Origin of the sequence: Fontibacillus phaseoli, assembly GCF_003337355.1 — a bacterium.
GTDB classification, from domain to species: domain Bacteria; phylum Bacillota; class Bacilli; order Paenibacillales; family Paenibacillaceae; genus Fontibacillus; species Fontibacillus phaseoli.
The window spans coordinates 1-23,376 of the sequence record NZ_QPJW01000016.1; the positions used below are offsets into that span (position 1 = coordinate 1).

Here is a 23,376-nt window from a genome sequence, read left to right on the forward strand (position 1 = left end):
AAGACCCCTTGAAGACGACGAGGTTGATAGGCCTGAGGTGGAAGTGCAGCAATGTATGGAGCTGACAGGTACTAATCGGTCGAGGGCTTATCCAATAACTAACACGCAAATTCACGTTTCGTATCCAGTTTTCAGGTGATCAAAACATCTGAACTAAGCTGCATGCCTTTTATAAGGTTTGATATTTTCTCGCAGCGATTTCGAGAAGCGAAAGCTTCGAAAAATCATGTTTGGTGGCGATGGCGGAGGGGTTCCACGCGTACCCATCCCGAACACGACCGTTAAGCCCTCCAGCGCCGATGGTACTTGGACCGAAGGGTCCTGGGAGAGTAGGACGCCGCCAAGCAACGAAGAAAGAGCACCACCGATAACCTCGGTGGTGCTCTTTTGTTATATAAGGTGTCAACAGGTGCCAACTTAACTGGAAAACCTACAGCTAATTTCGAAGAATTAGCTCTTTTGAGACAATTAACTGGAAAACCTGTAGCTAATTCGGAGGGTTTGAGCCATTTTAGAGGAAAAGCGCAAAATTAGATGGAGGTTTTCCATCTAACTTACTCTGGCAGCCGATCTAGGCAAAATTAACTGTAGGAAATCCAGTTAATTAGGCAGATACAAGTGAATTGGTCAGGAGCACGAGAGTTACTCCGAGCTGTGCGTATCGGACAGTACTATACTATACGAAGTAGACAGAGGCGTATCAATTTAGCCAGAAAGGATATTACGGTGCAAAAGGCCACGCCACGCAATGTCCTCAGATGTTTTACATGCAATCCATTCAGTTCAGGGCACGTAGTCGCTTTTATTCGATTTAGATGTTTTGTAGGCGCCCGGAGTTACCACTTGCTATTCAAATGCCCGCCAGACCAGATGCACTAAGTTATCACTCGATCTTAGGTTCATAGTGCTTAGCAGTGACGGCGTGTGATCAGCCGCTTTAGGCGCTCCTCAAGGCGTCCAGGAAGGTCCGAAGGAAGGTTCATGGAACTCCTAAACTCCCTAATCTGATTTGGAGCAATTTATATAAAGTGGCTGACTATAATTTATGAGCATACAGGATCCAGGTAAAGAGCAATATTTGCAAATTGTCACTTCACTTAATGATTGAGGAAGGAGATTGTAGGGTCCTGCATCTTAGATTTGGTTAAAAAATAGTTAAGGAAACGTTAAATCTAAAGGAAAATAAAGAAGAAATTGTAAGGATAAATGTAAACCATTTCTGTCCTGGATTGGTTACAATAGGTTTTGTTACATTACGGTGTATTCGTTGGCTGATCATTAATTTTCAATTTTAATTAAAGCAGAACATCAGTGGAGGAAATCATATGAACCTGAAGATAAGCTTTAGTGCGGGAATTTTAGCGGCAGGACTGTTTTTTGGCGGAGGATGGCTACCGGCGGAATCAAGTTATGTAGCAAGTGGTAAAACGCAACATTCGGTAAGCAATTCGGTAACTTTGCAATTTAACGGGAAGGCGGTACAACTGCAGGGGTTGCTCATGGAAGGGAACACTTGGATTCCTATTGCTTTTTTGAGGGATAATCTTAAGCTGCCGTTTCATTACAATGAACAGAGTAAGACCTATTCTATTGGCCAGGGATACCAAACATTGAATGTATCCATTTATGAGGGAGGCATTACTTCTTATGTGAATGATTATTTTCTATGGGAACAGCAGGCAAAGAACATAAATGGGCGCATATATATTCCTTTTCAATGGGTAAAAAATTATCTAGGCTATGATGGGGAGTGGATTTCTTCAACAAAAGTCTTAAATGTGGTTAAAAGCAAAGAAAACGAACTCACCATTAGTACAGAGGGCTATGATAAGGACAATAATCAAGTCTCTATTCACATCGATTATCCGAAGCTGAGCGGATCGGGAAATTTGGAAGCTGAAAAAGCTATGAACGAGATATTGAAGAAGGACGCCAAGTTGTTTCATGACAGTATCGATAAACGGTTAAACGAACTCGGAGCCGTAGAAGAGGGCAATATGCCATACGAGTTTAAAGGGTCTTACCTTGTGACGTATAATCAAAACGGGGTGCTAAGCCTTGTTACGGAACAATACGAATATTTGGGCGGCGCTCATGGCATGAATATTCGCAAAGGGTATATTTTTTCATTAAAAGACGGGAAGTTGTTGAGCTTGGGAGATTTACTCGGTGAAAATAAGGATTACCTCAAACTGCTGAATAAAAAGCTAAGCGGCAAGCTGAATGCATTGCCGGGGTATTTTGGCGGATTTAAAGGGTTGGGGGATCAGCCTGACTTCTATTTGCAGCCCGGAGGGTTGCGGTTTTTCTTCCAACTGTATGAATATACGCCTTATGCCGCAGGTTTTCCCGAGTTTACGATCGGCTTCAATGAATTATTGCCTAAAGGCAGCAGTCCATTCCAAGCTTTTAAATAAGAGTAATACACTATGAATATAAAAGATTAAGGAGCTATTAAAAGGAATGTAACCTTTTTGTCACCGACAGGCTCAAAACTACCGTTATAATTAAGTGTGGTATCTTTATATAGGTTTTAAGGCCTATCCGCGTTCTATATCAGGAATTGACATCTAGGGATAATAAACGGCGAGAATATAGGTTGGGTAAGGAGGAATACAGCATGCGGCAAAGAGGAATAGGACATTCCTTGTGCTTCATGGGGGTAGTCTTCATGATGTTGTTCATCATTGTAGGCTGTGCTGCTTCTGAGCCTTCCTGGACGACATTTGTCGGTTCAGCGGTAGAGAAGAGTTTCCCTGTTCCTAAAGAAGCAAAGCGAACGGAAACGGCGATGAACAATTCAAAAATGGATTACGTGCATTACTCCTTGTCCGGTCTCCGTGAGAGCGATAGCGTGCCGGAGGCTTACCAGAAGGCTATTACGGAATGGGGCTGGACGGAGAAGAAAGAGGAAAGCGCGGGAACAACCCGGGTTTTCAATAAGGACAAATTGGTTGTACTGCTTACGATCCATGATAATGCCTTCACCGTGTTAGTTCCCAAAATGGAGGAGAAGGCCGTAATTCAAGGTTTGGAGAGCCCATAGTTTTCATAGGATGCCCTCTGCAAGACAAGCACAAGTAAATGTAAAACAGCATATGCCAATGAATCCTTCGAGTAAGGAATCAAAATAGCCTGTCACTTGCAAATATTGCAAGTAACAGGCTATTTTAGTTTCGAAGAAGATGTTAAGCAGAATTGTTGAATCGATATGTAGGGTAAGTTAAGGCATGTAATAAGAGGTATCTTGTTCATTAAACTTGATCATGCCATTTTTGGGTTGTTTTCTTAGACCGGCTAGAATAAAAAATCTTGGAGTAAGGAACCACAAATGCCACAATATTAATGAAATGACGAAGGATACGGGCGACCAGGGAATCAGAATCGCGATAATGCAGCAGCCGATCCAGGCAGCATGAAGATGTACGCTTCGAAACGTACTGTAGCTGACGAATTGATCGGGCAAGTAGCCGATCCAAGGGAGTCGACGGGTAAATCGCCAGCGCTTGCGGTAAGAGTGGCTGATAATAATAAGTACGGACCGGGAAATGACAAAGTGGATCCATAGCACGAGCGGAATCGCGAGCAGGAAAAAGAAAATACTGGTCCAAGAAATAAACACCATCTCTGCAATAAGCCAGATAAATGGGAGTACTAAAAAGCTGTGGATCAACGGTTTCGGCAAGACGATTTTTTTAAGCAGTTTATAGTGGTAAAACGTCGCATTATTTCCGGATTCGGCAGGCATATGAGACTGTATTCCTCCTTGGCTAACGTTGGCGTGAAATGCTTTATTGAAAGAACACCCTGATTACTATATCGGATAAAAGAAAGATTTTTTAAGATATCCGCCGTACAAACACGGAGAGCTTGGAAGCGGCATATATATAAAGTAGGAAAGTGACTATGAAAAGGTTTAAATTAATAGAATCTGTGTCATACTGGTAGTAAAACACACGAGGTGGGATCGTAAATGGATGAACTTACCGAAAACACATGTATTATCTGCGGGGAACCGAAGTCTGAAGGCATTCATATCGTTTCGGAATTCATATGCGACGCTTGCGAGTCGGAAATGGTACACACGGATGTTCAGGAGGATAAATATCATTTTTTTATTCATCGCATGAGGCAGATTTGGGTAGAAAAAAATGCATAAACACGTATGGTGAGGGACCTGATCTATAAATTGGCGGGTCCTTTTATGTTGCCCTTCATAGTTGGAAAGCGTTACAATGAAGCGAAAGACAAGATATCTAAACAAGCCGGAAGGATTTGGATATAGATTGAATGCAGAAAAAGGAGTGAAGGGAAACGAAAAGGCTCCCTTATATGAAGCTTTGCTGCAATACAAGGCGCGGGGAGATGTTTCTTTCCATGTGCCGGGGCATAAGAACGGCATGTCCCATAGGGGGGACCTGGGCGGTGAATTGGCCCAGGTTATGAAGATCGACGTGACGGAAATTACCGGCACGGACGATTTGCACCATCCGGAGGGCGTCATTCGCGAGGCGCAGCAACTCGCAGCGGATGCGTATGGCGCGGAGGAGTCGTTCTTTTTGGTTGGCGGCAGTACCGCCGGCAACCTGGCACTGATTCTGAGCGTGTGCACCGCTCCAGGTGATGTGCTGCTCGTGCAGCGGAACGTGCATAAATCCGTGATCCACGGATTAATGTTGGCGCACGCGCACGCGGTATTCTTGGCGCCGCTGCACGACCCCGGCAGCGGCTTAGCGACCATCCCGTCGGAGGAGACGGTGCGCGAAGCCCTGCGCCGGTATCCCGGCGCCAAGGGGCTGCTCGTCACGCACCCAAATTACTACGGGATGGGAGCCCCGCTATGGCCGCTGGCCACGCTCTGCCACGCGCACGGCGTGCCGCTGCTCGTGGACGAGGCGCACGGCGCCCACTTCGGGCTGCACCCGGCGCTGCCGGAGAGCGCCCTGCAGGCCGGCGCCGACGGCGTCGTGCAGTCCACGCACAAGATGCTGACCGCGCTCACCATGGGCGCGATGCTGCATGTGCAGGGCGGCCTGCTCGACCGCGGCCTGCTGCGGCAGCGGCTGGCGATGGTGCAGAGCTCCAGCCCGTCGTATCCGATCATGGCTTCGCTCGATTTGAGCCGCAGCCTGCTGCAGTCCCGTGGGCCGGCCTTTTTTGAAAGTGCTCTGGCCGCCGTCGGGCAACTGCGCCTCGGTTTGCGACAGCTCCCGCGCTTCGGCCTGCTGACACCGGGCGCACGCGGAGAAGGATCTGCATATGCTATACAAGATCCCTTTAAAGCCGTACTGTATGATGCGACAGGCCGTTGGAGTGGCTACGAGCTGCAGGAGAGGCTGGAAGCGGCCGGCTGCGTTCCTGAAATGAGCGATGAACGCCATGTGGTGTTAGCGCTGAGTCCGGCAACGACGGAAGGGGATATCGGCCGCTTGCTGCGAGCGTTGAAGCAAATGGATTCAGAAAGCGAGGTTTCCCCGGGCCCGGGCAGACCACCAAACCCGCAAAGTAAATTTTCCACGTGGAACATCGATGCGGTTTCAACACCCGTGACCTTCGGTCTCCGCCCTATCATGCCGGAGGACAAGGAGTCGGTTTCACTAGAAAGCAGCGCAGGCCGTTTGGCAGCGGAGATGATTATTCCTTATCCACCGGGCATTCCGCTCTTATATCCGGGCGAAGAGATCAACGAACGCGTTATGGAGCAGTTGTTGGCGCTTCGTCAGGCCCAGGCTAAATGTCAGGGAGCTGCCGATCCCACCTTGAATACCATACAAGTGATAAAGCATAGGAAAGAAAGCAGGGAACGTGTTGAACGCTAAAAGACGAGGGTTATTCATTACATTAGAAGGCGGAGACGGATCGGGAAAGACTTCGATCATCGATGAATTGGGACGAGAGCTGGAAGCGCGCGGGATTCCTTATATCACCACCCGGGAACCGGGAGGTATCCAGATTGCCGAAAGTATTCGCGAGATCATTTTGAATCCGGCGAATACCGAAATGGACGGACGGACGGAGGCTCTCTTATATGCAGCTGCACGCAGACAACATATAGCGGAGAAAGTAGAACCCGCTTTGGCGAAGGGAATTACCGTACTGTGCGACCGTTTTATCGATAGCAGTTTGGCCTACCAAGGGTATGCCCGGGGACTGGGCATAGATGAAGTGCTGTCGATCAATCTGTTCGCCACCGCCGGGAGGTTTCCGGACCTGACCTTTTATATGGATATTGATCCTGAAACCGGACTTTCGCGCATAGCGGCGGGACAGGGCAGGGAAATTAACCGCCTTGATCTTGAGGATCTCTCGTTTCACCATAAGGTAAGGGATGGCTATGCGATCGTCGCAGCCATGTATCCGGAGCGAATCCAGAAGGTGGACGCTTCCAGAACAAAACAAGAGGTAACGGCCGATATTAGAAACCGGCTTGCCGCGGCATTAAAGGATTTTGGACTATGAATGTCAAATAATAAAGAAGTGGTTAAAAATCTATAAGGTAGCTCAAAGGTTATCTTAGGAGTAAACGCTCATTTAAAAAATCGAGGAGGGGCTGCAAATGAAACTGATCGTTGCGATTGTTCAGGATAAGGACAGCAACCGGTTGTCTACCGCACTGGTAAAGGAAAATTTCCGGGCGACCAAATTGGCTAGTACCGGGGGCTTTTTGCGGGCTGGTAACACGACGTTTATGATCGGGGTTGACGACAACCAGGTTGAACCGCTCCTGACTGTTATCCGTAATAGTTGTAAAGTGCGTGAACAGTTGGTTACTCCGGTGACGCCGATGAGCGGCACTACAGATTCGTATTTACCGCTTCCGGTGGAGGTTCAGGTAGGCGGAGCTACCGTATTCGTCCTGCCGGTTGACCGGTTTGAACATTTTTAGGACATTTATATAACAAGATTAATGAAAGAACGGCGGTGATAGCTGTGAAAATAGATCCGGGGTACAGACCGCTGAAAAGCGGTTTGGGAGTGAATGAAAATGCGGCCAAGCCGGTGCAGGCCAAAAGCTTTTCCGATGTCATGCAGCACCATGGCGAACAGGCTACCAAAGAGGAGTTGAATCGGAGATTTAAGGAGATTCAGCTTCAGGGTGACCGGCTGGCCCATTCCATGACCGTCCGGGAACTGAAGGCATACCGCCTGTTGGTCAAAAGATTTCTGGAAGATACCGTTCGCCGCGGGGTTACCATTAAGGAATCCAGGGGTTGGGATCGCCGGGGACGCGGCAAGCGCTATAAGCTGCTGGACGAGGTGGATGCCGCCCTGCTCGCAATGGCGGATGAGTTGTTGGAGACGGAACAGGGGAAGATAGAGCTGTTGCAAAAAATCGGCGAGATTCGGGGCATGCTGATTAATATTTGCTTCTAGCGCCGAACCGTGTATCCCTCCGTATACAGGCATCTTCCGGAAATGTCTTGGAAGAAAGGTAGAAATCGACTATGTCTTTTAAGGAAATTATAGGGCAGGAGGCAGCGAAGCAGCTGTTGCAAAGCGGCCTCCGCCAACATCGCATATCCCATGCCTATATCTTCAGCGGGCCACCGGGAAGCGGGCAGAAAGAGATGGCTATGGCCTTTGTCCAGGCCTTGTACTGTACCGCTGAGGGCGACGATGCCTGTGGCGAATGCCTGGAGTGCCGGAAAGTGTTGCACGGCAATCACCCGGACCTGCATCAAATATCTCCTGACGGAGCTACCATTAAAATTGACCAAATCCGTGATTTGCAGCGGATTTTTTCGTACCGTTCGGAGAGCGGGAACCCAAAGGCTTACATTATTGATCAAGCGGATAAAATGACCGTGCAAGCGGCAAACAGCCTGCTGAAATTTCTGGAAGAGCCTCCATCTCCCGCAGTCGCAATTTTACTTTCCGACAATGGGCGGGCTTTGCTGCCTACTATTCAATCAAGGGCTCAGTGGGTATCGTTTTTGCCGCTGGATCCGGAAGTGATGCTGCAGATGTTAACCGGCGAAGGCTTTCCGGTAGCCCTGTCCCGGCCGGCCGTTCATGTGGCCGCCGGACTGGAGGCATGCCGCGAACTGTTGCGTCAGAATTGGTTTGCAGAAATTAGAAACGTAGTGTTACAATTAGGGAAGGATACCGCTGGCCGTGGCGGCTCTCCTATCGTTACAGCGCAGCAAATTGTATTCAAAACAGGGTTAGGCGAGCATTTGGACATGCTGTTTGACCTTTTCCATTTGTGGTTCAAAGACATGATCCATGCGCTCTATCATAGACATGATCACATCGTTTTCATAGATGAGCTGGATTTTATCGTTAAGCATGCTTTTTCACGCAGCGCGGAGCAGTGGATTGATGCGATGGCGCTTGCGGCAGAGAGCAAGAAGAAACTCCGTCAGCATATGAACGGCCAACTCTGTCTCGAACAGTTCCTGATCGGCATCGGCGGGTAACCGTGATGTCTCAGGCCGAAGTCAAGGCTTCGGGCAGATGAACTTCTCCCGTGCAAGAACATGGGTTTTAAGGAGTCACCAGGTTTTTATAGGTATACAAGGGGGTAAGTTTTTGTACACTGTAGTAGGCGTCCGTTTTAAAAAAGCGGGCAAAATATATTACTTCGATCCGCTGGAGCTTCCTGTTGAGAAGGACCAAAGCGTTATTGTTGAAACGGCGCGCGGGATTGAGTACGGGAAAGTAGTCGTTGGCAAGAAGCAGGTCGGGGAGAACGATGTTGTGCTCCCGCTGAAAAAGGTAATCCGTATTGCCGACGAGTCCGATGCCCGTGTTGTGGAGGAGAACAAGTTTGCGGCAAAAAACGCTTTTGCCACATGTTTAAATAAAATTAAAGACCATGATTTAAAAATGAAGCTGGTTGACGTGGAATTCACGTTTGACCGAAACAAAATCATTTTTTACTTTACGGCAGAGGGTCGGGTCGATTTTCGCGAACTGGTTAAGGATTTGGCCAGTATTTTCCGGACACGGATCGAACTTCGGCAAATCGGCGTCAGGGATGAAGCCAAGATGCTTGGCGGGATCGGTCCCTGTGGACGGGTGCTTTGTTGCTCTTCCTGGCTTGGCGATTTTGAACCGGTGTCGATCAAGATGGCGAAGGACCAGAGCTTATCGCTGAATCCGACCAAAATTTCGGGACTGTGCGGCCGGTTAATGTGCTGCTTGAAATTTGAGCATGATAACTACGAAAGCTCAAAGGAGGAGCTTCCTTCGGTAGGCAAGATGGTTGTCACATCGCTGGGAGACGGGAAAGTGGTTGGTCTGAACGCCGGAGCACGTACGGTTCATGTGCAATTGTTTGAAGTCGGCAAAGTCAAAGAGCTTCCGCTCGACGATGTCGTTTTGAAATAAAAGTTGTTCAAGAAAGACTTTAGAGATGACTCTGGGGTGGGTACTTGGAGAATAAAGATATATTCAACCATATGCAAGCGTTGGAAACACAAATGGGTAAGGTTCACGGCCAATTTAGCACGCTTATGCTGGAGGTCAAGAGGCTGTTAGAAGAAAATCAGCAGCTTCGCCTGGAGAACGAGAAGATGCGCAAAATTCTGAAAGGGGAAAACGCTGAAGGCAAGCCGCCTTTGAGGGCCCCTGTTCAGCCCGCTCCTTTGCTGCTTGAAGGGAATGAAGCCATCGATATCGTTGGGGAAGGTTACGATAATCTGGCGCGTTTGTATCATGAAGGTTTCCATATCTGCAATGTCTATTACGGGCATTTGCGGACGGAAGGCGACTGTTTGTTCTGTTTGTCTTTTTTGAATAAATAACAAACCGTAGGGAGTTTTCCTACGGTTTTTTTTAAGAAATGATACATGGATTGATGCCTATCCTTTCACAGAACGGAAGATCAAATTTGAAGAATAAAGTAAAGATTCAAGAACAAGAGCGGGTGGATGACCTGTTGACCCATGAGCTGGGAATTATCCAGAGCGATGAAGTATTCAGCTTCTCGATGGATGCGGTTTTGCTGGCGCGCTTCGCGTCTGTGCCGAAATACGGTAAAATTCTCGATTTGTGCACCGGAAACGGTGTCATTCCACTGCTGCTTTCCACCCGGACAAAGGCAAAAATCGATGGTATTGAAATACAACCCCGTTTGGCCGATATGGCCCGCCGTAGTGTGGAGATGAATGGGCTTCAAGACCAACTCGCGATTCTTGAGGGAGATCTGCGAGAGCTGGTCAAGAAGACGGGACATGGCGTTTACGACGCGATCACGGTAAATCCTCCGTATATGCCGCTAACCGGCGGGGATTTGAAGATAAATGAGCATCAGGCGATTGCCCGTCATGAGATCCACTGTAGCTTGGAGGAGGTTATTGCTGCGTCCATGAGGCTGGTTCGGCCGGGGGGGAAAGTGTATATGGTACATAAACCGCAACGGCTTGGGGAAATCCTGACCCTGTTCCGCCAATATCGAATGGAGCCCAAAGGGATTCGCTTTGTTCACCCGCGAGCGGGAGCCGAAGCCAATATGGTACTGATCGAGGCGCTGCGTGACGGCAAGCCGGATGTGCGGGTACTGCCTCCGCTGATCGTGTATGATGATCAAGGGAACTACTGTCAGGAAATCATGAACATCTATTATGGACCAAAAGAGGGAAGCGCATGAGTCTAACCATTCAGAAAAGTTTTGAGAAACAGCCGGACGGAGCCTCCGGCAAATTGTATCTTGTCGCTACTCCGATCGGAAATCTGGAGGATATGACGTATCGGGCGGTTCGTACGTTGCAGGAAGCAGACATTATTGCAGCAGAGGACACACGGCAGACCCGCAAACTATTGACGCACTTCGAAATTTCCCCGGGTCAATTGCTCAGTTACCATGAGCATAACAAGACCGCAAGCGGGCCCGAATTAATACGACTTATAATAGAAGGAAAAAATTTGGCCCTAGTCAGCGATGCCGGTTTGCCAGCCATTTCCGATCCCGGCAGTGACCTCGTGAAACTTGCTGTAGAGGCAGGGATTTCAGTCATACCGATCCCTGGAGCTAACGCTGCATTGTCGGCACTCATCGTATCGGGGCTGCCTACCGAGCGGTTTCAATTCATCGGGTTTTTGCCTAGAGAAAATAAAGACAGAGATCATCTGCTTGCCTCGCTGCAAGATGAAGAAAACACACTGCTTATGTATGAATCCCCGCATCGGATAATCAAAACGCTGGAATCGTTGCAGCAAGCCTGGGGAGACCGTAAGGTCGTGCTCGCGCGGGAACTGACGAAACGATATGAGGAAATGGCCAGGGGAACGTTAAGCGAGTGTCTGGGCTGGCTTCAAGAACACCCGCCGCTGGGTGAATATTGCTTGGTTGTTGCCGGGGCTAATCCGGAAGACGTCAAGGAGCGAAGAGATGCCTGGTGGCAATCCTTATCCGTGGAGGAGCATGTGCTTCACTATGAAGAACAAGAAGGAGTTTCCCGTAAAGAGGCGATGAAAAAGGCAGCCGGGGACCGGGGCGTGTCAAAACGGGACATTTATAAAATTATTGCTGTCGATTAACTTAGCGGAAAAAGGCAAAAAAGGGGCCTTCACAGGCTGGGTTCAAGCCTGGAAGGCACCAAGGAGATATGAAAAAGGTTAGAATTAACAGTTTTCGATAAAACTATTATATACTATATTTCTTAATTTGTCACAGGGGTAGGAAGCTCAGTGATACATTCGTGACAAACAATTTTGCCTTTGAAGTAAGTAACGTTCTCCGCATTACCGCAGAAGATACAAGCAGGCTCATATTTTTTCAGCATGATGCGTTCACCATCGACATAAATTTCGAGGGCATCCTTTTCACCAATGCCGAGAGTGCGGCGCAATTCGATAGGAATTACTACACGTCCTAATTCGTCTACTTTTCTTACAATACCTGTTGATTTCATCATAACCGATGATAGCCCCTCTCGCTATAATTTAAAAATGTCATTATTCGACAAACTTCTATCTTTTATGATATTTATAATACCAACCATTGCCAAAACAGTCAACCTATTTATGGTAGAGTTCATTATTATTTCTAATTTTAATTATTGGTGGAACATGATACAACGGTAATTTTGCTGATTTTTTGCCCTTTTTTACGATTCGACATGTTGGAAATGCCTTTAATGACAGGGTTCGACATTATTCGACATTATCCTACTATATCAGTCACAATCTCTCTTTATTCTGCAAAAACAATTTGTAATTAATGAAAGGAGACATCGTCATGCATCTTCAATTGCGGGAAGAAAAAGTTTTTAAAGATCCGGTTCACAATTATGTTCATGTACAGGATGAAATTATCTGGGCTTTGATTAATACCCCCGAATTCCAACGATTGCGGCGAATCCGCCAGCTTGGAACTTCTTATTTAACTTTTCATGGAGCCGAACACAGCCGTTTTTCCCATTCACTTGGTGTATATGAAATTACCCGGCGCATTATTTCTCAATTCGAACGTGCAGATTATGCCGACTGGCCGCAGGAGGAGAGATTGGTTGCTCTTTGTGCAGCCTTGCTTCACGATCTGGGGCACGGTCCGTTTTCCCATTCGATAGAGCAGGCATTTCAAATGCACCATGAGGATTGGACCTGCAAAATTGTGCTTGGAAATACGGAAGTAGGCGCCGTGCTGCGGCGGCTGGGTGAAGATTTTCCGGCAAAAGTGGCAGCTGTCATTCGCAAGGATTATGAACATCCTATCGTGGTAAGTTTGGTCTCCAGTCCGCTCGATGCGGACCGGATGGATTATTTGCTGCGGGACGCTTATTTTACCGGGGTGAATTACGGAACCATCGACATGGATCGCATTTTACGGATGCTCAGACCGTTCCAGGGACGGATTGTGGTGAAGGAATCGGGCATGCATGCGGTGGAGGACTACTTAATGTCCAGATACCAAATGTACTGGCAGGTATATTTTCATCCGGTCACGCGGAGTTCGGAAATTATTTTACGGCAAATCTTCCGCCGGGCGAAGGAACTTCATGCGGGCGGTTACCGTTTTGCTTTTCTTCCGGATCCGCTGCCGGGGCTGTTTAACCGGGATTTGACGGTAGAGGAATACCTGCTTCTTGATGAGGCATTAGTACAAACCGCCTTCATGCAATGGAGAAAAGAACCCGATGGACTGTTAAGTGATCTATGCACCCGTTTTTTAGACAGGAAATTGTATAAATATGTAGAAGTAGAAGTGCTTGATTTGGAAATGATCGACGACATTCGCAGCGCTTTCGAGGCGGCGGGACTCCACCCGGAATATGATCTGGAAATTGATTTTCCAACCGATCTGCCTTATGATGTGTTTCGTCCGGACGGGGAGTTTCAGGACAAGCAGATCCTTCTGCTGGACCGTCAGGAACATTTGCGGGAAATTTCCGAGGTTTCGGATATTGTCCGCTCGATTAGCGGATTGCACCGCGGAAAATATCATTTGTACTATCCCGACAATAAATTGGCGTCGGTGATTCACCGGCTGCCGGCAAATATTGCTGAACTATTTGAACAGGGACAATAAACAGGCACCCAAGGAGGCACAGATATGGAGCTATTTGATACGCACACGCATATGGATGCGCCGCAGTTTGACGGCGACCGGGAGGAAGCGATTCAACGCGCATTGGATCAAGGGGTAACACGGATGATTAACATCGGCTTTAACCGTGAAACGATCCCGACCACCATGAAGCTGGCGGAGTCGCATGACTTCATTTACGCGGCGGTGGGATGGCATCCTCAGGATGCGATCACGATGAAGGAAGAGGATTTGGACTGGATTGCAGAACTTTGCAAGCATGAGAAGGTAGTGGCTATCGGCGAAATCGGGCTGGATTACTATTGGGACACGTCGCCAAAAGAGGTTCAGCATGAAGTGTTCAGAAAACAAATCCGTCTTGCGCGGAAGCTCGGAATGCCGATTTCCATCCATAACCGGGAGGCGCATGAAGATGTGGTTCGCATTCTCCGGGAGGAAAAGGCTAACGAAGTTGGAGGCGTTATGCACTCCTATTCAGGGAGCTGGGAAATTGCCAAAATGTGTCTGGATTTGGGATTCCATTTGTCGTTTGGCGGACCGATCACATTTAAAAATGCAAAACAACCCAAAGAAGTGTTATTCAAGACACCAATGGACCGATTATTGATCGAAACTGACTCCCCGTATTTAACTCCTCATCCATTTCGAGGAAAGCGAAACGAAACGGGACATGTCACTTTAGTCGCAGAGGCTGCAGCCGAACTAAAGGGGGTTTCGGTCGAAGAAATCGCCGAAATTACTACCCGAAATGCACTGGAACGATTTGGAATTCATTGAAATCGGGAGAAAAAGCGGTGAAAAAAAGAGCATTCGCGAAAGATTAATGCTTTTTAACCAAATACACCGAGTTTATTACATTTTTTTAACCATTTATTAAAATAAACGTGGTTGATTCGTCCTTTACAACATGCATCGAAACAGGATAGAATCTTTTCAGTAATCGATTTGGGGTCGTTCATGTGTAGATGACGATTCCGGTTACATGGTTCCATGAACCAGTCTCGCTTAATCTCCAATTCTGGAGAACGGGGGAACCAAATACGTAAACCGGAAATACCGGTTTTGGCGTAATTGATTTCTTTTTGGGTCATTGGGGTGAATTCGAAGGTCATTGCGCCATGAGCGAATGATTGAGAAAGGGCGGCTCTCTGCGTCCTAACCCGACAGCTAACTCCGTAAGCGTACAAAGAGAGGGCAAACTCGTGCATCCTATTACTTCAAGAAACTCGGAAGCCACGAAAGAGAGCCTCTTACTCTTTCTTTTAGGCTTCTTTTGTTTTGAATAAACGTAATAGGGTCATCATACTGTTTTAAACAGGAGGTGACTAGCCGGGCAGACTGGGGCAGGATGCGAAGTGCAGCTCAATTTTGTGCATTTCGTAAAAATGAAATGTAGTCACGTCATACATATCACGAATCGACCTAGACGGCGGGACTATGTAAGGAGGACGGAAGAAATGGGCATTTTCCGCAAAAAGGAATCCCATGAATCACGCTCATCCAGCATGTCTTACGCAATGCGGTGGAAACAAGAACATTTACGTCAAATAGCGGTCATCGGAATTTTGGCCATCGCGGTAGTTCTCATCATCCTGATTTGGTTTTACAGCCAAAACAATAAAAAGATTTACTTGGTTGTTGACGGGCAGAGTCAAAAGACCGTAACCCGTCATTCGCTGGTCAATCAAGGGCTGGAACAGAGGTCCATGGCTTTCGGATCTGAGGATGCGATATTTCAGTCGCTCGCCAGTTCCGTCAAAGACGGAAACCGGATGGTCGTTGTGCGGGCGGTCCCGGTGAAGGTTAGCGTGGACGGCACAATGAAAACACATTTTACGACTCAAGACCGCGTGCATGAAGCGATCGAAGAGCTTGGCGTTGCTTTGGGCAAAGAAGATAAGATTACTCCGGCTTTGGACAGCAAAGTGGCAGCCAACCTGGACATTAAGGTCGTCCGCGTCACCAAGCATAATATCCAGACCAAAGAGAGCGTACCTTTCACGGTTGTGAAAACCTCGGACAATAACCTGCTCAAGGGAAAAACCAAGGTCTTGTCGCAAGGAAACGAAGGGATAGTAGTCCATAACATCGAAAAAGTGTATGAAGACGGAAGCTTCGTGTCGAAGCGCTGGCTCGGTAAAGAGGTTGAAAAGAAAGCCTCTCCTAAAGTGATCGCTGTAGGAACGAAGAAACCGACAGTTGTTGCATCCGCAAGCATATCCCGCAGCGCAAATGCGGTAAATATCAGCGGGCTTGCGACGAAAGGCGGCGTCTCGTTTAAATATAAAAAAGTACTTAAGAACGTGACCCTGACGGCGTATTCCTCGGAGGAAGACGGGATCGGCACGCGAACGGCTTCCGGCACCCGAGTGACGGAAGGCAGAACGATCGCAGTCGACAAGAGCGTCGTTCCGTTGGGTTGGTGGGTCTATATCGAGGGCATCGGCTTCCGCAAGGCTGAAGATACCGGCGGTGCCATTAAGGGCAACAAGATGGACGTGTATTACGACTCTCTGAAATCGGCCGAAAATTTCGGCCGGAAGAAAGGGCGGACCGTATACGTCATCGGCCCAACCAAACCGGAGTTGAACTAACCGGCTGCGTTTACTTTGCGCAGGGAATGATATACTATTAGGATGATGAATAAGACACGGAAAAGAAGAGGAGAATTCCTCTTCTTTTTGTTGTGATACGACCATTTTATTTTGAAAGGTATGGGGTACATGATCAAGGAGGTCATTGTGGTGGAGGGCCGTGACGACACCGTAGCGGTGAAACGGGCGGTGGACGCCGACACCATTGAGACCGGGGGATCGGCGATCAATGAGACGACGCTACGGAAAATCGCGCTCGCGATGGAGCGGCGGGGAGTCATTATTTTCACCGATCCCGACCACGCCGGAGAACGCATCCGCAAAATCGTCGCGAGCCGGGTCCCCGGCTGCAAGCATGCTTTCCTGAACGAGGCCGATGCGACGAAGGGCGATGACATCGGGGTGGAGAACGCCTCACCGGAGGCGATCCGGGAGGCGCTCTCCCGCGTCCGCAGCGAGGTCCCTTTTGAGGCCGACGGAGGTCAGAATCTGATCGACTGGGAGGACTTGATCGCGGCGGGGTTGATCGTTCACCCGGAGGCGTCCGCACGACGGCGGTTCATGGGCGAACGGCTTGGAATAGGGTATTGTAACGGCAAGCAGTTTCATAAGCGGTTGGCCATCTTCCGGATCAGCCGTGAAGAGTTTACGGCCGCGCTGGCTCAATTGGAGAACGAAAGAGGCGAATAACCGATGACCATGAGAGAAGATGTGTCTACACCGCGCCGGACGAAAGAGATTATCCAGCGGCACGGATTTTCATTTAAAAAAAGCCTCGGTCAGAACTTTCTGATCGATCAGAACATCCTTGGCAAAATTGTCGACGCAGCCGGGTTGGATCCCTCCAAAGGGGCGCTGGAGATCGGACCCGGAATCGGAGCCTTGACGGAGAAGCTGGCGCAAACGGCCGGCCATGTGACCGCCGTGGAAATCGATCAGCGCCTCCTGCCTATTTTGGAAGAGGTGCTGGAGCCCTATCCTAATGTACATGTCATTCACGGAGATGTGCTTAAGCTTGATCTGCAGGCTCTATTCGCGTCGGAATTCATCGGGTGCAGCGGCGTTAGCGTGGTGGCCAATTTGCCTTACTACGTCACTACGCCGATCTTGATGAATCTGTTGGAAGCCGGACTTCCTTTGGAGAACATTGTCGTTATGATCCAGAAGGAAGTAGCAGAGCGCATGGCAGCCTCCCCGGGGGGAAAGGAATACGGCAGCCTGAGCATCGCCGTCCAGTATTATAGTAAGCCCGAACTGGTCTGCACCGTGCCTCATAGCGTCTTTATTCCACAGCCTAATGTGGAATCGGCGGTCATCCGTCTGAAGGTGCGCAGCACGCCACCGGTTTCGGTGAAGGATGAAGCCTTTTTCTTCGAAGTAGTACAGGCTTCTTTTGCTCAAAGACGCAAGACGATTTCAAATAATCTCAAGAGCCGGTTTTTCCCGGGGGAAGGCCGGGAACGGCTGGAGTCTCTGCTGGACGATGCCGGAATTGTACCTTCCCGCCGCGCGGAAACGTTAAGCCTGGAGGAATTCGCGGAACTGAGCAATACGCTGCTGGCAGCAGGAATTACTAAATAGACGCTTGTAACCAATCCCTATATTCGCCCATACGATGGGATAGAGGTGATTGATTTGAGTAATTTGGGAGACTTGGTCGTCCGCAAATCTTACGGAGGGGATGTTACTTTCCGGATTGAGAACATCGTGCGGGAGCAGGCCATTATCAAAGGAACGGAATTCCGGCTGCTGGCCGATGCGCCTTTGACCGATCTGGTTAAGGTAAGTCCGAACGCCCCGGGTGAAAAAACGCAGCGAGCACGAATCAAGGCTACCGAATCGCTGCAGAGGTTAGAGAAGGACCGGCTTGAACTGGCGGAACGCAATCAGTCCGCTTTGGGGCGGGAGTTCCATAATCCGGGGGAGACATCCTTTTTTGAAGTTCCGGGTAAGGTGCTTCATTTGGACGGGGATGAGCGATATTTACAGAAAAGCCTCAGCCTGTACGAGAAACTGCGCGTACCCGCTCATGGCTATTACGTGAACGAATCCGCGATGGCAAACGCCTTGTACCGTTTGTTGCCAAGCATCCAGCCGGATATTGTTGTGCTGACCGGTCATGACGGCGTACTGAAGAATCGCCCGTCGGGCGATTTGTACAATTTATCCAGTTATAAAAATTCCAAGCACTTTGTGGAGGCCGTCCAGGCTGCACGGAAGTACGAACGCAATTTTGATGCGCTTACCATCGTTGCTGGCGCGTGCCAGTCTCATTTCGAAGCTTTGTTGCAGGCGGGTGCCAATTTCGCGAGTTCCCCTGCCAGGGTGCTGATACACGCTCTGGACCCGGTCTACATCGCCGCCAAAGCTTCTTTGACGTCCATTCGGGAGACGATACACATTACGGACGTCCTGGGCCATACGATAAGCGGCACGCAGGGAGTGGGCGGAATTGAAACGCGGGGCAGCTACCGGATTGGCCTGCCGAAACTGATGGATTTGTCCGCTTTGAAAGTGGTTCCGTCCATGTAATTTCACAATTCAGGGTGCTTGAGAAGAGTGTCGAAAAAAAACCGTTGACAACCGTTTTTTGCTGCTGATATAATAATCTGTTTTGACTTGACAGGTGACTCCCTTTCTTGTATAATGGACAAAGAAGGAAGGTGGTCACAGGCAATGGCTAAAAATGCGCTGTCAGAAATTAAACACAGTCTCGACGCTCACGTTGGACAGAAGATTATGCTGCGTGCAAACGGAGGTCGCCGAAAGACCGTCGAACGCACCGGTGTATTGGAGGAGACCTATCCTTCGGTCTTTATCGTGAAGTTGGATGAAGAGCAGCAAACCTTTAAGCGTGTGTCTTACAGTTATGCCGATATACTTACCGAATCCGTTGAAGTCATGGTTTGCGACGATAACAACGAAATGCGGCTGTCGTATATTAAACCGTGAATATCATGACGTTGCAGTAAACGGCCTTTGCGTTGAAGCGCAAGGGCCGGTTTTTATTTATAATACGGCGTGCGTGTAGCGTGGACATGGTTCGGCGTATGAACGCCGAAGGAAAGGCGCATACTATGCTTGTTCTTCATCCATGACTTCCTAAAGGAGGAATGGCACATGTCACGCAGAAGACGGAGCGTCATGTCCGAAGATTTGAAAGTCGAGTTGGCGAAGGATCTGGGTTTCTATGATACCGTTCGTAAGGAAGGCTGGGGCGGGATCAAGGCGAAGGATGCGGGAAACATGGTCAAAAGAGCGATCGAGCTTGCTGAGCGGGCCGCATCGAAGCAACCTTAGGCTTGAGGCAACAGGAACAAACAGACTCCCCATAAAGTGGGGAGTCTGTTTGTTTTTGTATAAAGATCAAGTAATATAAAGGGAAGCGGAAGAAGGAATGTCTTCCGTGCATAGACGAACCCTGGAGTTTTTTTTATAATATGTAAGTTAAGACGGATTGAATTTAGCGATACTGAAAGTGGGTGAGCGTCTTGAAAATTTACGAAAAAGCGCCGGCGAAAATTAATCTGATGCTCGATGTTTTACATAAAAGGCCGGACGGCTACCACGAAGTGGAAATGATCATGACGATGGTTGATCTGGCAGACCGGCTGGAAATGAGCGCTCTCCCGCGGGATACGATTATCATCTCAAGTCAGGCCGGATATATTCCGCTTGATGAGAAAAACCTGGCTTTCCAGGCCGCCAAGCTGATTAAGGAACGTTACGACGTTCGCAGCGGTGTATATATTCATTTGGACAAAAAGATTCCCGTTGCCGCCGGACTAGCCGGGGGCAGCAGTGACGCGGCGGCGACGCTCCGCGGATTAAACCGGCTTTGGGGCCTCGGCATCTCGGACGAGGAACTGATGAAGCTTGGTGCGGAGCTCGGCTCGGATGTACCGTTTTGCGTTACGGGGGGAACGGCGCTGGCAACGGGCCGCGGTGAATTGCTGACTCCACTCCAGAATCCGCCCCAGTGCTGGGTGATTCTTGCAAAACTACCGATCAACGTGTCTACCGCAGAAATCTACGGACGGCTTAGAAGCGAAGAAATCCAAAAGCATCCTTCCGCGGCCAAAATGCAAGAGGCTTTGGAACAGGGATCCTTTACCGCCGTTTGTTCGGAGCTCGGGAATGTATTGGAGGACGTTACGCTTCAGCTCTATCCCGATGTCGCACATCTGAAAGAAACGATGATCCGGCTAGGTGCCGATGGCGTTCTGATGTCGGGTAGCGGGCCTACCGTATTCGGACTGGTATCCAAAGAATCGAAGGTTCCCCGGATTTATAATGGGCTGCGCGGATTCTGCAAAGAAGTGTACGCGGTCCGGTTATTAACCTGATCCTAAAGATTGGATTACTTCGAAATTATGTTGTTTATAATAGACAAGCTTGAACAGAGACGTACAAAAATGATATATTTTGATTAAAATATTCGGATTTAGCGAGGGGTACTTCGTGAAAAAACTAAAGAGAAGCGCTCGTTTAGTGGAAATGACGCAGTTTCTGTTGGCTCGTCCGCATCAGTTGATACCGCTCACCACATTTGCACAGCGATACGGAGCTGCCAAGTCTTCCATCAGCGAGGATTTGGCGATTATAAAAGAAGTATTTGAAGATGAGGGAACCGGGGAGCTGCAAACCCTGGCTGGCGCGGCTGGCGGGGTGAAGTACATTCCTAAGATGGGTCGGGAGCAGGCGCTTCATTTCATAGAGCAGTTGTGTGAAAAGCTGGCGGAACCAAACCGGATTTTGCCTGGCGGATATTTGTACATGTCCGACCTGCTCGGCTTGCCGGGCCTGATGAACGAAGCGGGCAAGCTGTTTGCGACCGCTTTTGCCGGCCGGGATATTGATTGCGTCATGACGGTGGAGACGAAAGGGATTCCGTTAGCCTATGCTACCGGGGCGGAACTGAATCTGCCGGTCGTTCTTGTGCGCCGGGACCATCAGGTCACGGAGGGCTCAGCGGTTAGTATTAACTATGTTTCCGGCTCGCATAAAAGCCTGCACACTATGTCTTTGTCGCGGCGTGCGCTGAAAGAGAAGTCAAAAGTGCTGATCGTGGACGACTTCATGAAAGCCGGAGGGACGATTCAAGGAATGGTCGATTTGCTCGCCGAGTTTAACGCCGTGGTTGCCGGAGTCGGCGTGTTGGTGGAATCGGGCGAGGTTGAAACGGAGCAGCGGCTGCTTCGGGATTATGTATCGCTGGCAACTTTAAGAGCGGTAGATGCCAAGGGAAAAGAGATTTCCGTAGAACCGGGGAATTATTTTTCCAGGAAATAGAACTGTAGACCTTGTCGATTGTCTGTAAAACGAACAGAGTTTGCGACGAAACGTGTCGAAAAGCCTATCTATTCAAAAAAATTCCTGATTTTAGGTCATTTTGTTCATGAAAAAAAAAGGATTTCCGTAAGCTATGTGGAATATTACACCAAGTCTCTGATGGAAAAAGGTGGTGAACACATATGCAAATTACGGATGTAAGACTCCGCCGAGTCAGCTCTGAGGGCAGAATGAAAGCGATCGCATCCATTACCATCGATAACGAATTTGTTGTTCATGACATTCGCGTAATCGACGGGAATAATGGAATGTTCGTGGCTATGCCGAGTAAGCGTACTCCTGACGGGGAATTCCGGGACATTGCGCATCCGATCTCTTCGGGTACACGCGAGAAGATCCAAGCCGCAGTCCTGGCGGAGTACGAACGTGCTGCCGAGCAAGAGGAAGTTATTGAAGAAGGGGCTTAAGTCTTAGTTTTGTCTCAACCAATTGGGGTTCGAGAAAAGGGAGCCATGTAACATGGCTCTCTTTTCTTTTTGTCCTAAATGAGATATATTCAGTAATGAGTTCAAGAGAAGGAGGCCGGGGCCTTGAAAAGATTTGCGATTGTTCTTGCCGCAGGTCAGGGGAAGCGCATGAAGTCCAAGCTCTATAAAGTGCTCCATCCTGTTTGCGGCAAACCGATGGTCGGGCACGTCCTGGACACGGTTAAGAAAGTCCAATGTGAGCGCAGTATCGTGGTTGTAGGACACGGTGCCGAAGCGGTCAAGTCTTATCTGGGAACGAATGCCGAGTATGTGCTGCAAGAGCAGCAATTGGGAACCGGTCACGCTGTAAAGCAAGCCGGACCGCTTCTGGGTCAGGAAGAAGGAACAACGATCGTTATTTGCGGCGACACACCTCTGGTGACCGAGGAGACGTTGCAATCGATGCTCGACCTTCATGACCGGCAAGGAGCGGCAGCTACCGTATTAACGGCTTCCATGGATCATCCTCAAGGATATGGAAGGGTCATTCGGGACACCGAAAACGGTTCCGTCGTACGGATCGTCGAGCAGAAGGACTGCTCGCCGGAAGAGGATGCCGTGAAAGAGATTAATACAGGCACTTATTGTTTTAATAATGCGAAATTATTCGCAGCGCTGGAGAAAGTGACCAACAGCAATGCACAACAGGAATATTATTTGACAGATGTCATTGGTATTTTGGTCCGGGAAGGCGAGATCGTCGAAGGATATTTAACTGAAGATAACGCGGAATCGATCGGCGTGAATGACCGGTTGGCGTTATCCGAAGCCGAAGGATTCATGCGCGAGCGAATCAACCGGAAGCATATGCTGGGCGGGGTTACGATTATAGACCCTAGCTCCACCTATATCGGAGCGGACGTTACGATTGGAGCGGATACGGTTATTTATCCGGGGTCCATTCTTTCGGGGCAAACTTCGATCGGGGGAGATTGTGTCATCGGTCCAGCTGCGGAAATTGAAGATAGCCGTATTCATGATGGCGCGAAGGTAAAACAGTCGGTGATCTGCCAGGCGGAAGTCGGCAAAGAAACGACGGTCGGACCTTTCGCCTATTTGCGTCCGGGCTCGAAACTGGGCGATCATGTGAAAGTGGGCGATTTTGTAGAAATCAAGAACGCTTCGCTGGACGATGGCTCCAAAGTTTCCCACTTAAGCTACATCGGGGACGCCAAAGTGGGTAAGAACGTTAATATTGGTTGCGGTGCGATAACCGTCAACTACGATGGATATAATAAGTCCATTACCGAAATCGGAGATGACTCGTTTATCGGCAGCAATGTCAATCTGATTGCACCGTTGAAGATCGGCAAGGGCGCTTATGTCGTCGCGGGATCTACCATTACGCACACCGTTTCCGATAACGATGTGGCGATTGCCCGAACCCGTCAGGAGAACAAGCCGGGATATGCAGACAAGCTTCGCGCCCGCGCGAAGGCCAAGAAGCAAAAAGAACAGGAATCATAAGTTT

The 23,376-nt window shown here is 49.0% G+C and carries 26 protein-coding genes, 2 rRNA genes and 1 riboswitch; of the genes, 26 read left to right on the plus strand and 2 right to left on the minus strand.

Features of this window, described 5'->3' with window-relative positions; translation table 11 throughout:
- The 4 genes from DFP94_RS22810 to DFP94_RS22825 all read left to right on the plus strand — a co-directional run.
- Positions 1-95 (plus strand): 23S ribosomal RNA (locus tag DFP94_RS22810); the annotation flags it as partial.
- Between the two features lie 134 nt (positions 96-229).
- Positions 230-346, plus strand: a 5S ribosomal RNA gene (rrf, locus tag DFP94_RS22815).
- 979 nt (positions 347-1,325) lie between these two features.
- Positions 1,326-2,417 (plus strand): PdaC/SigV domain-containing protein, encoded by a 1,092-nt coding sequence (locus DFP94_RS22820; RefSeq protein ID WP_114498785.1) that lies wholly within the window; start codon positions 1,326-1,328, stop codon positions 2,415-2,417.
- A gap of 203 nt (positions 2,418-2,620) precedes the next feature.
- Complete coding sequence (locus DFP94_RS22825; protein WP_114498786.1) at positions 2,621-3,046, plus strand: hypothetical protein; 426 nt, start codon at positions 2,621-2,623, stop codon at positions 3,044-3,046.
- Between the two features lie 177 nt (positions 3,047-3,223).
- On the opposite strand, the gene DFP94_RS22830 is transcribed toward DFP94_RS22825, so the two are convergent.
- Positions 3,224-3,748 carry a hypothetical protein gene (locus DFP94_RS22830; RefSeq protein WP_114498787.1) on the minus strand — a complete coding sequence of 175 codons (525 nt, stop codon included), beginning with the start codon at positions 3,746-3,748 and terminating at the stop codon, positions 3,224-3,226.
- A gap of 225 nt (positions 3,749-3,973) precedes the next feature.
- Here DFP94_RS22830 and DFP94_RS22835 point away from each other — a divergent pair, with 225 nt between their 5' ends.
- From DFP94_RS22835 to rsmI, 10 genes are all read left to right on the plus strand, one after another.
- Positions 3,974-4,159 (plus strand): sigma factor G inhibitor Gin, encoded by a 186-nt coding sequence (locus tag DFP94_RS22835; RefSeq protein WP_114498788.1) that lies wholly within the window; start codon positions 3,974-3,976, stop codon positions 4,157-4,159.
- Positions 4,160-4,220: 61 nt separating this feature from the next.
- Positions 4,221-5,819 (plus strand): aminotransferase class I/II-fold pyridoxal phosphate-dependent enzyme, encoded by a 1,599-nt coding sequence (locus tag DFP94_RS22840; RefSeq protein ID WP_245955070.1) that lies wholly within the window; start codon positions 4,221-4,223, stop codon positions 5,817-5,819.
- Entirely contained in the window at positions 5,809-6,459 is a 651-nt protein-coding gene (tmk, locus tag DFP94_RS22845; protein ID WP_114498790.1) for a dTMP kinase, read from the plus strand. The genes DFP94_RS22840 and tmk overlap by 11 nt, the downstream gene beginning before the upstream one ends.
- 97 nt (positions 6,460-6,556) lie before the next feature.
- Complete coding sequence (locus tag DFP94_RS22850; RefSeq protein ID WP_114498791.1) at positions 6,557-6,886, plus strand: cyclic-di-AMP receptor; 330 nt, start codon at positions 6,557-6,559, stop codon at positions 6,884-6,886.
- Positions 6,887-6,930: 44 nt separating this feature from the next.
- Positions 6,931-7,374 carry a YaaR family protein gene (locus DFP94_RS22855; protein WP_114498792.1) on the plus strand — a complete coding sequence of 148 codons (444 nt, stop codon included), beginning with the start codon at positions 6,931-6,933 and terminating at the stop codon, positions 7,372-7,374.
- Between the two features lie 71 nt (positions 7,375-7,445).
- Entirely contained in the window at positions 7,446-8,420 is a 975-nt protein-coding gene (holB, locus tag DFP94_RS22860) for a DNA polymerase III subunit delta' (protein ID WP_114498793.1), read from the plus strand.
- A gap of 112 nt (positions 8,421-8,532) precedes the next feature.
- A complete protein-coding gene (locus DFP94_RS22865; protein ID WP_114498794.1) occupies positions 8,533-9,333 on the plus strand; it encodes a PSP1 domain-containing protein in 801 nt (266 codons plus the stop codon).
- Positions 9,334-9,377: 44 nt separating this feature from the next.
- Positions 9,378-9,749, plus strand: a complete 372-nt coding sequence (locus DFP94_RS22870) for an initiation-control protein YabA (RefSeq protein ID WP_114498795.1) — start codon at positions 9,378-9,380, stop codon at positions 9,747-9,749.
- A gap of 86 nt (positions 9,750-9,835) precedes the next feature.
- On the plus strand, positions 9,836-10,594 hold the full coding sequence (locus tag DFP94_RS22875) for a tRNA1(Val) (adenine(37)-N6)-methyltransferase (protein ID WP_245955072.1): 759 nt from the start codon (positions 9,836-9,838) through the stop codon (positions 10,592-10,594).
- Entirely contained in the window at positions 10,591-11,484 is an 894-nt protein-coding gene (rsmI, locus tag DFP94_RS22880) for a 16S rRNA (cytidine(1402)-2'-O)-methyltransferase (RefSeq protein WP_114498796.1), read from the plus strand. Before DFP94_RS22875 ends, rsmI begins: the two co-directional genes overlap by 4 nt.
- A gap of 122 nt (positions 11,485-11,606) precedes the next feature.
- Here the strand turns inward: rsmI and DFP94_RS22885 are convergent, their stop codons facing one another.
- Positions 11,607-11,861 (minus strand): AbrB/MazE/SpoVT family DNA-binding domain-containing protein, encoded by a 255-nt coding sequence (locus tag DFP94_RS22885; RefSeq protein ID WP_009226360.1) that lies wholly within the window; start codon positions 11,859-11,861, stop codon positions 11,607-11,609.
- 323 nt (positions 11,862-12,184) lie between these two features.
- Here DFP94_RS22885 and DFP94_RS22890 point away from each other — a divergent pair, with 323 nt between their 5' ends.
- From DFP94_RS22890 to glmU, 12 genes are all read left to right on the plus strand, one after another.
- Positions 12,185-13,474: an HD domain-containing protein gene (locus DFP94_RS22890; RefSeq protein WP_114498797.1), complete on the plus strand. Its 1,290-nt coding sequence runs from the start codon at positions 12,185-12,187 to the stop codon at positions 13,472-13,474.
- A 24-nt stretch (positions 13,475-13,498) separates the two neighbouring features.
- The gene (locus tag DFP94_RS22895) at positions 13,499-14,269 is read left to right on the plus strand and encodes a TatD family hydrolase (RefSeq protein WP_114498798.1); all 771 of its coding nucleotides are present in this window, start codon (positions 13,499-13,501) and stop codon (positions 14,267-14,269) included.
- 215 nt (positions 14,270-14,484) lie between these two features.
- Positions 14,485-14,690: riboswitch (cyclic di-AMP (ydaO/yuaA leader) on the plus strand.
- A 259-nt stretch (positions 14,691-14,949) separates the two neighbouring features.
- Positions 14,950-16,086, plus strand: a complete 1,137-nt coding sequence (locus DFP94_RS22900) for a resuscitation-promoting factor (protein WP_114498799.1) — start codon at positions 14,950-14,952, stop codon at positions 16,084-16,086.
- Positions 16,087-16,215: 129 nt separating this feature from the next.
- The gene (rnmV, locus tag DFP94_RS22905) at positions 16,216-16,776 is read left to right on the plus strand and encodes a ribonuclease M5 (protein WP_114498800.1); all 561 of its coding nucleotides are present in this window, start codon (positions 16,216-16,218) and stop codon (positions 16,774-16,776) included.
- Between the two features lie 3 nt (positions 16,777-16,779).
- The gene (gene rsmA / locus DFP94_RS22910; RefSeq protein WP_114498801.1) at positions 16,780-17,667 is read left to right on the plus strand and encodes a 16S rRNA (adenine(1518)-N(6)/adenine(1519)-N(6))-dimethyltransferase RsmA; all 888 of its coding nucleotides are present in this window, start codon (positions 16,780-16,782) and stop codon (positions 17,665-17,667) included.
- A 54-nt stretch (positions 17,668-17,721) separates the two neighbouring features.
- Positions 17,722-18,618, plus strand: coding sequence for a sporulation peptidase YabG (gene yabG / locus DFP94_RS22915; protein WP_114498802.1), 897 nt, complete (start codon positions 17,722-17,724; stop codon positions 18,616-18,618).
- Positions 18,619-18,762: 144 nt separating this feature from the next.
- Positions 18,763-19,038: a biofilm formation stimulator Veg gene (gene veg, locus DFP94_RS22920; protein WP_114498803.1), complete on the plus strand. Its 276-nt coding sequence runs from the start codon at positions 18,763-18,765 to the stop codon at positions 19,036-19,038.
- A gap of 168 nt (positions 19,039-19,206) precedes the next feature.
- Positions 19,207-19,386 (plus strand): alpha/beta-type small acid-soluble spore protein, encoded by a 180-nt coding sequence (locus DFP94_RS22925; RefSeq protein ID WP_114498804.1) that lies wholly within the window; start codon positions 19,207-19,209, stop codon positions 19,384-19,386.
- A gap of 191 nt (positions 19,387-19,577) precedes the next feature.
- On the plus strand, positions 19,578-20,432 hold the full coding sequence (ispE, locus tag DFP94_RS22930) for a 4-(cytidine 5'-diphospho)-2-C-methyl-D-erythritol kinase (RefSeq protein ID WP_114498805.1): 855 nt from the start codon (positions 19,578-19,580) through the stop codon (positions 20,430-20,432).
- A gap of 115 nt (positions 20,433-20,547) precedes the next feature.
- Positions 20,548-21,378 carry a pur operon repressor gene (purR, locus tag DFP94_RS22935; protein WP_114498806.1) on the plus strand — a complete coding sequence of 277 codons (831 nt, stop codon included), beginning with the start codon at positions 20,548-20,550 and terminating at the stop codon, positions 21,376-21,378.
- A 182-nt stretch (positions 21,379-21,560) separates the two neighbouring features.
- Positions 21,561-21,845, plus strand: a complete 285-nt coding sequence (gene spoVG / locus DFP94_RS22940; RefSeq protein WP_055105386.1) for a septation regulator SpoVG — start codon at positions 21,561-21,563, stop codon at positions 21,843-21,845.
- Positions 21,846-21,968: 123 nt separating this feature from the next.
- Positions 21,969-23,372 (plus strand): bifunctional UDP-N-acetylglucosamine diphosphorylase/glucosamine-1-phosphate N-acetyltransferase GlmU, encoded by a 1,404-nt coding sequence (gene glmU, locus DFP94_RS22945; protein WP_114498807.1) that lies wholly within the window; start codon positions 21,969-21,971, stop codon positions 23,370-23,372.
- The last annotated feature ends 4 nt before the right edge of the window (positions 23,373-23,376 follow it).

Bases quoted from the DNA above. Each gene is read 5' to 3' on its own strand.
- DFP94_RS22835 (WP_114498788.1), top strand. From the start codon at position 3,974: ATGGATGAACTTACCGAAAACACATGTATTATCTGCGGGGAACCGAAG.
- DFP94_RS22820 (WP_114498785.1), top strand. From the start codon at position 1,326: ATGAACCTGAAGATAAGCTTTAGTGCGGGAATTTTAGCGGCAGGACTG.
- DFP94_RS22890 (WP_114498797.1), top strand. From the start codon at position 12,185: ATGCATCTTCAATTGCGGGAAGAAAAAGTTTTTAAAGATCCGGTTCAC.
- rsmA (WP_114498801.1), top strand. From the start codon at position 16,780: ATGACCATGAGAGAAGATGTGTCTACACCGCGCCGGACGAAAGAGATT.
- veg (WP_114498803.1), top strand. From the start codon at position 18,763: ATGGCTAAAAATGCGCTGTCAGAAATTAAACACAGTCTCGACGCTCAC.
- DFP94_RS22830 (WP_114498787.1), bottom strand. From the start codon at position 3,748: ATGCCTGCCGAATCCGGAAATAATGCGACGTTTTACCACTATAAACTG.
- spoVG (WP_055105386.1), top strand. From the start codon at position 21,561: ATGCAAATTACGGATGTAAGACTCCGCCGAGTCAGCTCTGAGGGCAGA.
- rsmI (WP_114498796.1), top strand. From the start codon at position 10,591: ATGAGTCTAACCATTCAGAAAAGTTTTGAGAAACAGCCGGACGGAGCC.
- DFP94_RS22825 (WP_114498786.1), top strand. From the start codon at position 2,621: ATGCGGCAAAGAGGAATAGGACATTCCTTGTGCTTCATGGGGGTAGTC.
- DFP94_RS22885 (WP_009226360.1), bottom strand. From the start codon at position 11,861: ATGATGAAATCAACAGGTATTGTAAGAAAAGTAGACGAATTAGGACGT.
- rnmV (WP_114498800.1), top strand. From the start codon at position 16,216: ATGATCAAGGAGGTCATTGTGGTGGAGGGCCGTGACGACACCGTAGCG.
- DFP94_RS22925 (WP_114498804.1), top strand. From the start codon at position 19,207: ATGTCACGCAGAAGACGGAGCGTCATGTCCGAAGATTTGAAAGTCGAG.
- DFP94_RS22895 (WP_114498798.1), top strand. From the start codon at position 13,499: ATGGAGCTATTTGATACGCACACGCATATGGATGCGCCGCAGTTTGAC.
- holB (WP_114498793.1), top strand. From the start codon at position 7,446: ATGTCTTTTAAGGAAATTATAGGGCAGGAGGCAGCGAAGCAGCTGTTG.
- DFP94_RS22850 (WP_114498791.1), top strand. From the start codon at position 6,557: ATGAAACTGATCGTTGCGATTGTTCAGGATAAGGACAGCAACCGGTTG.
- DFP94_RS22900 (WP_114498799.1), top strand. From the start codon at position 14,950: ATGGGCATTTTCCGCAAAAAGGAATCCCATGAATCACGCTCATCCAGC.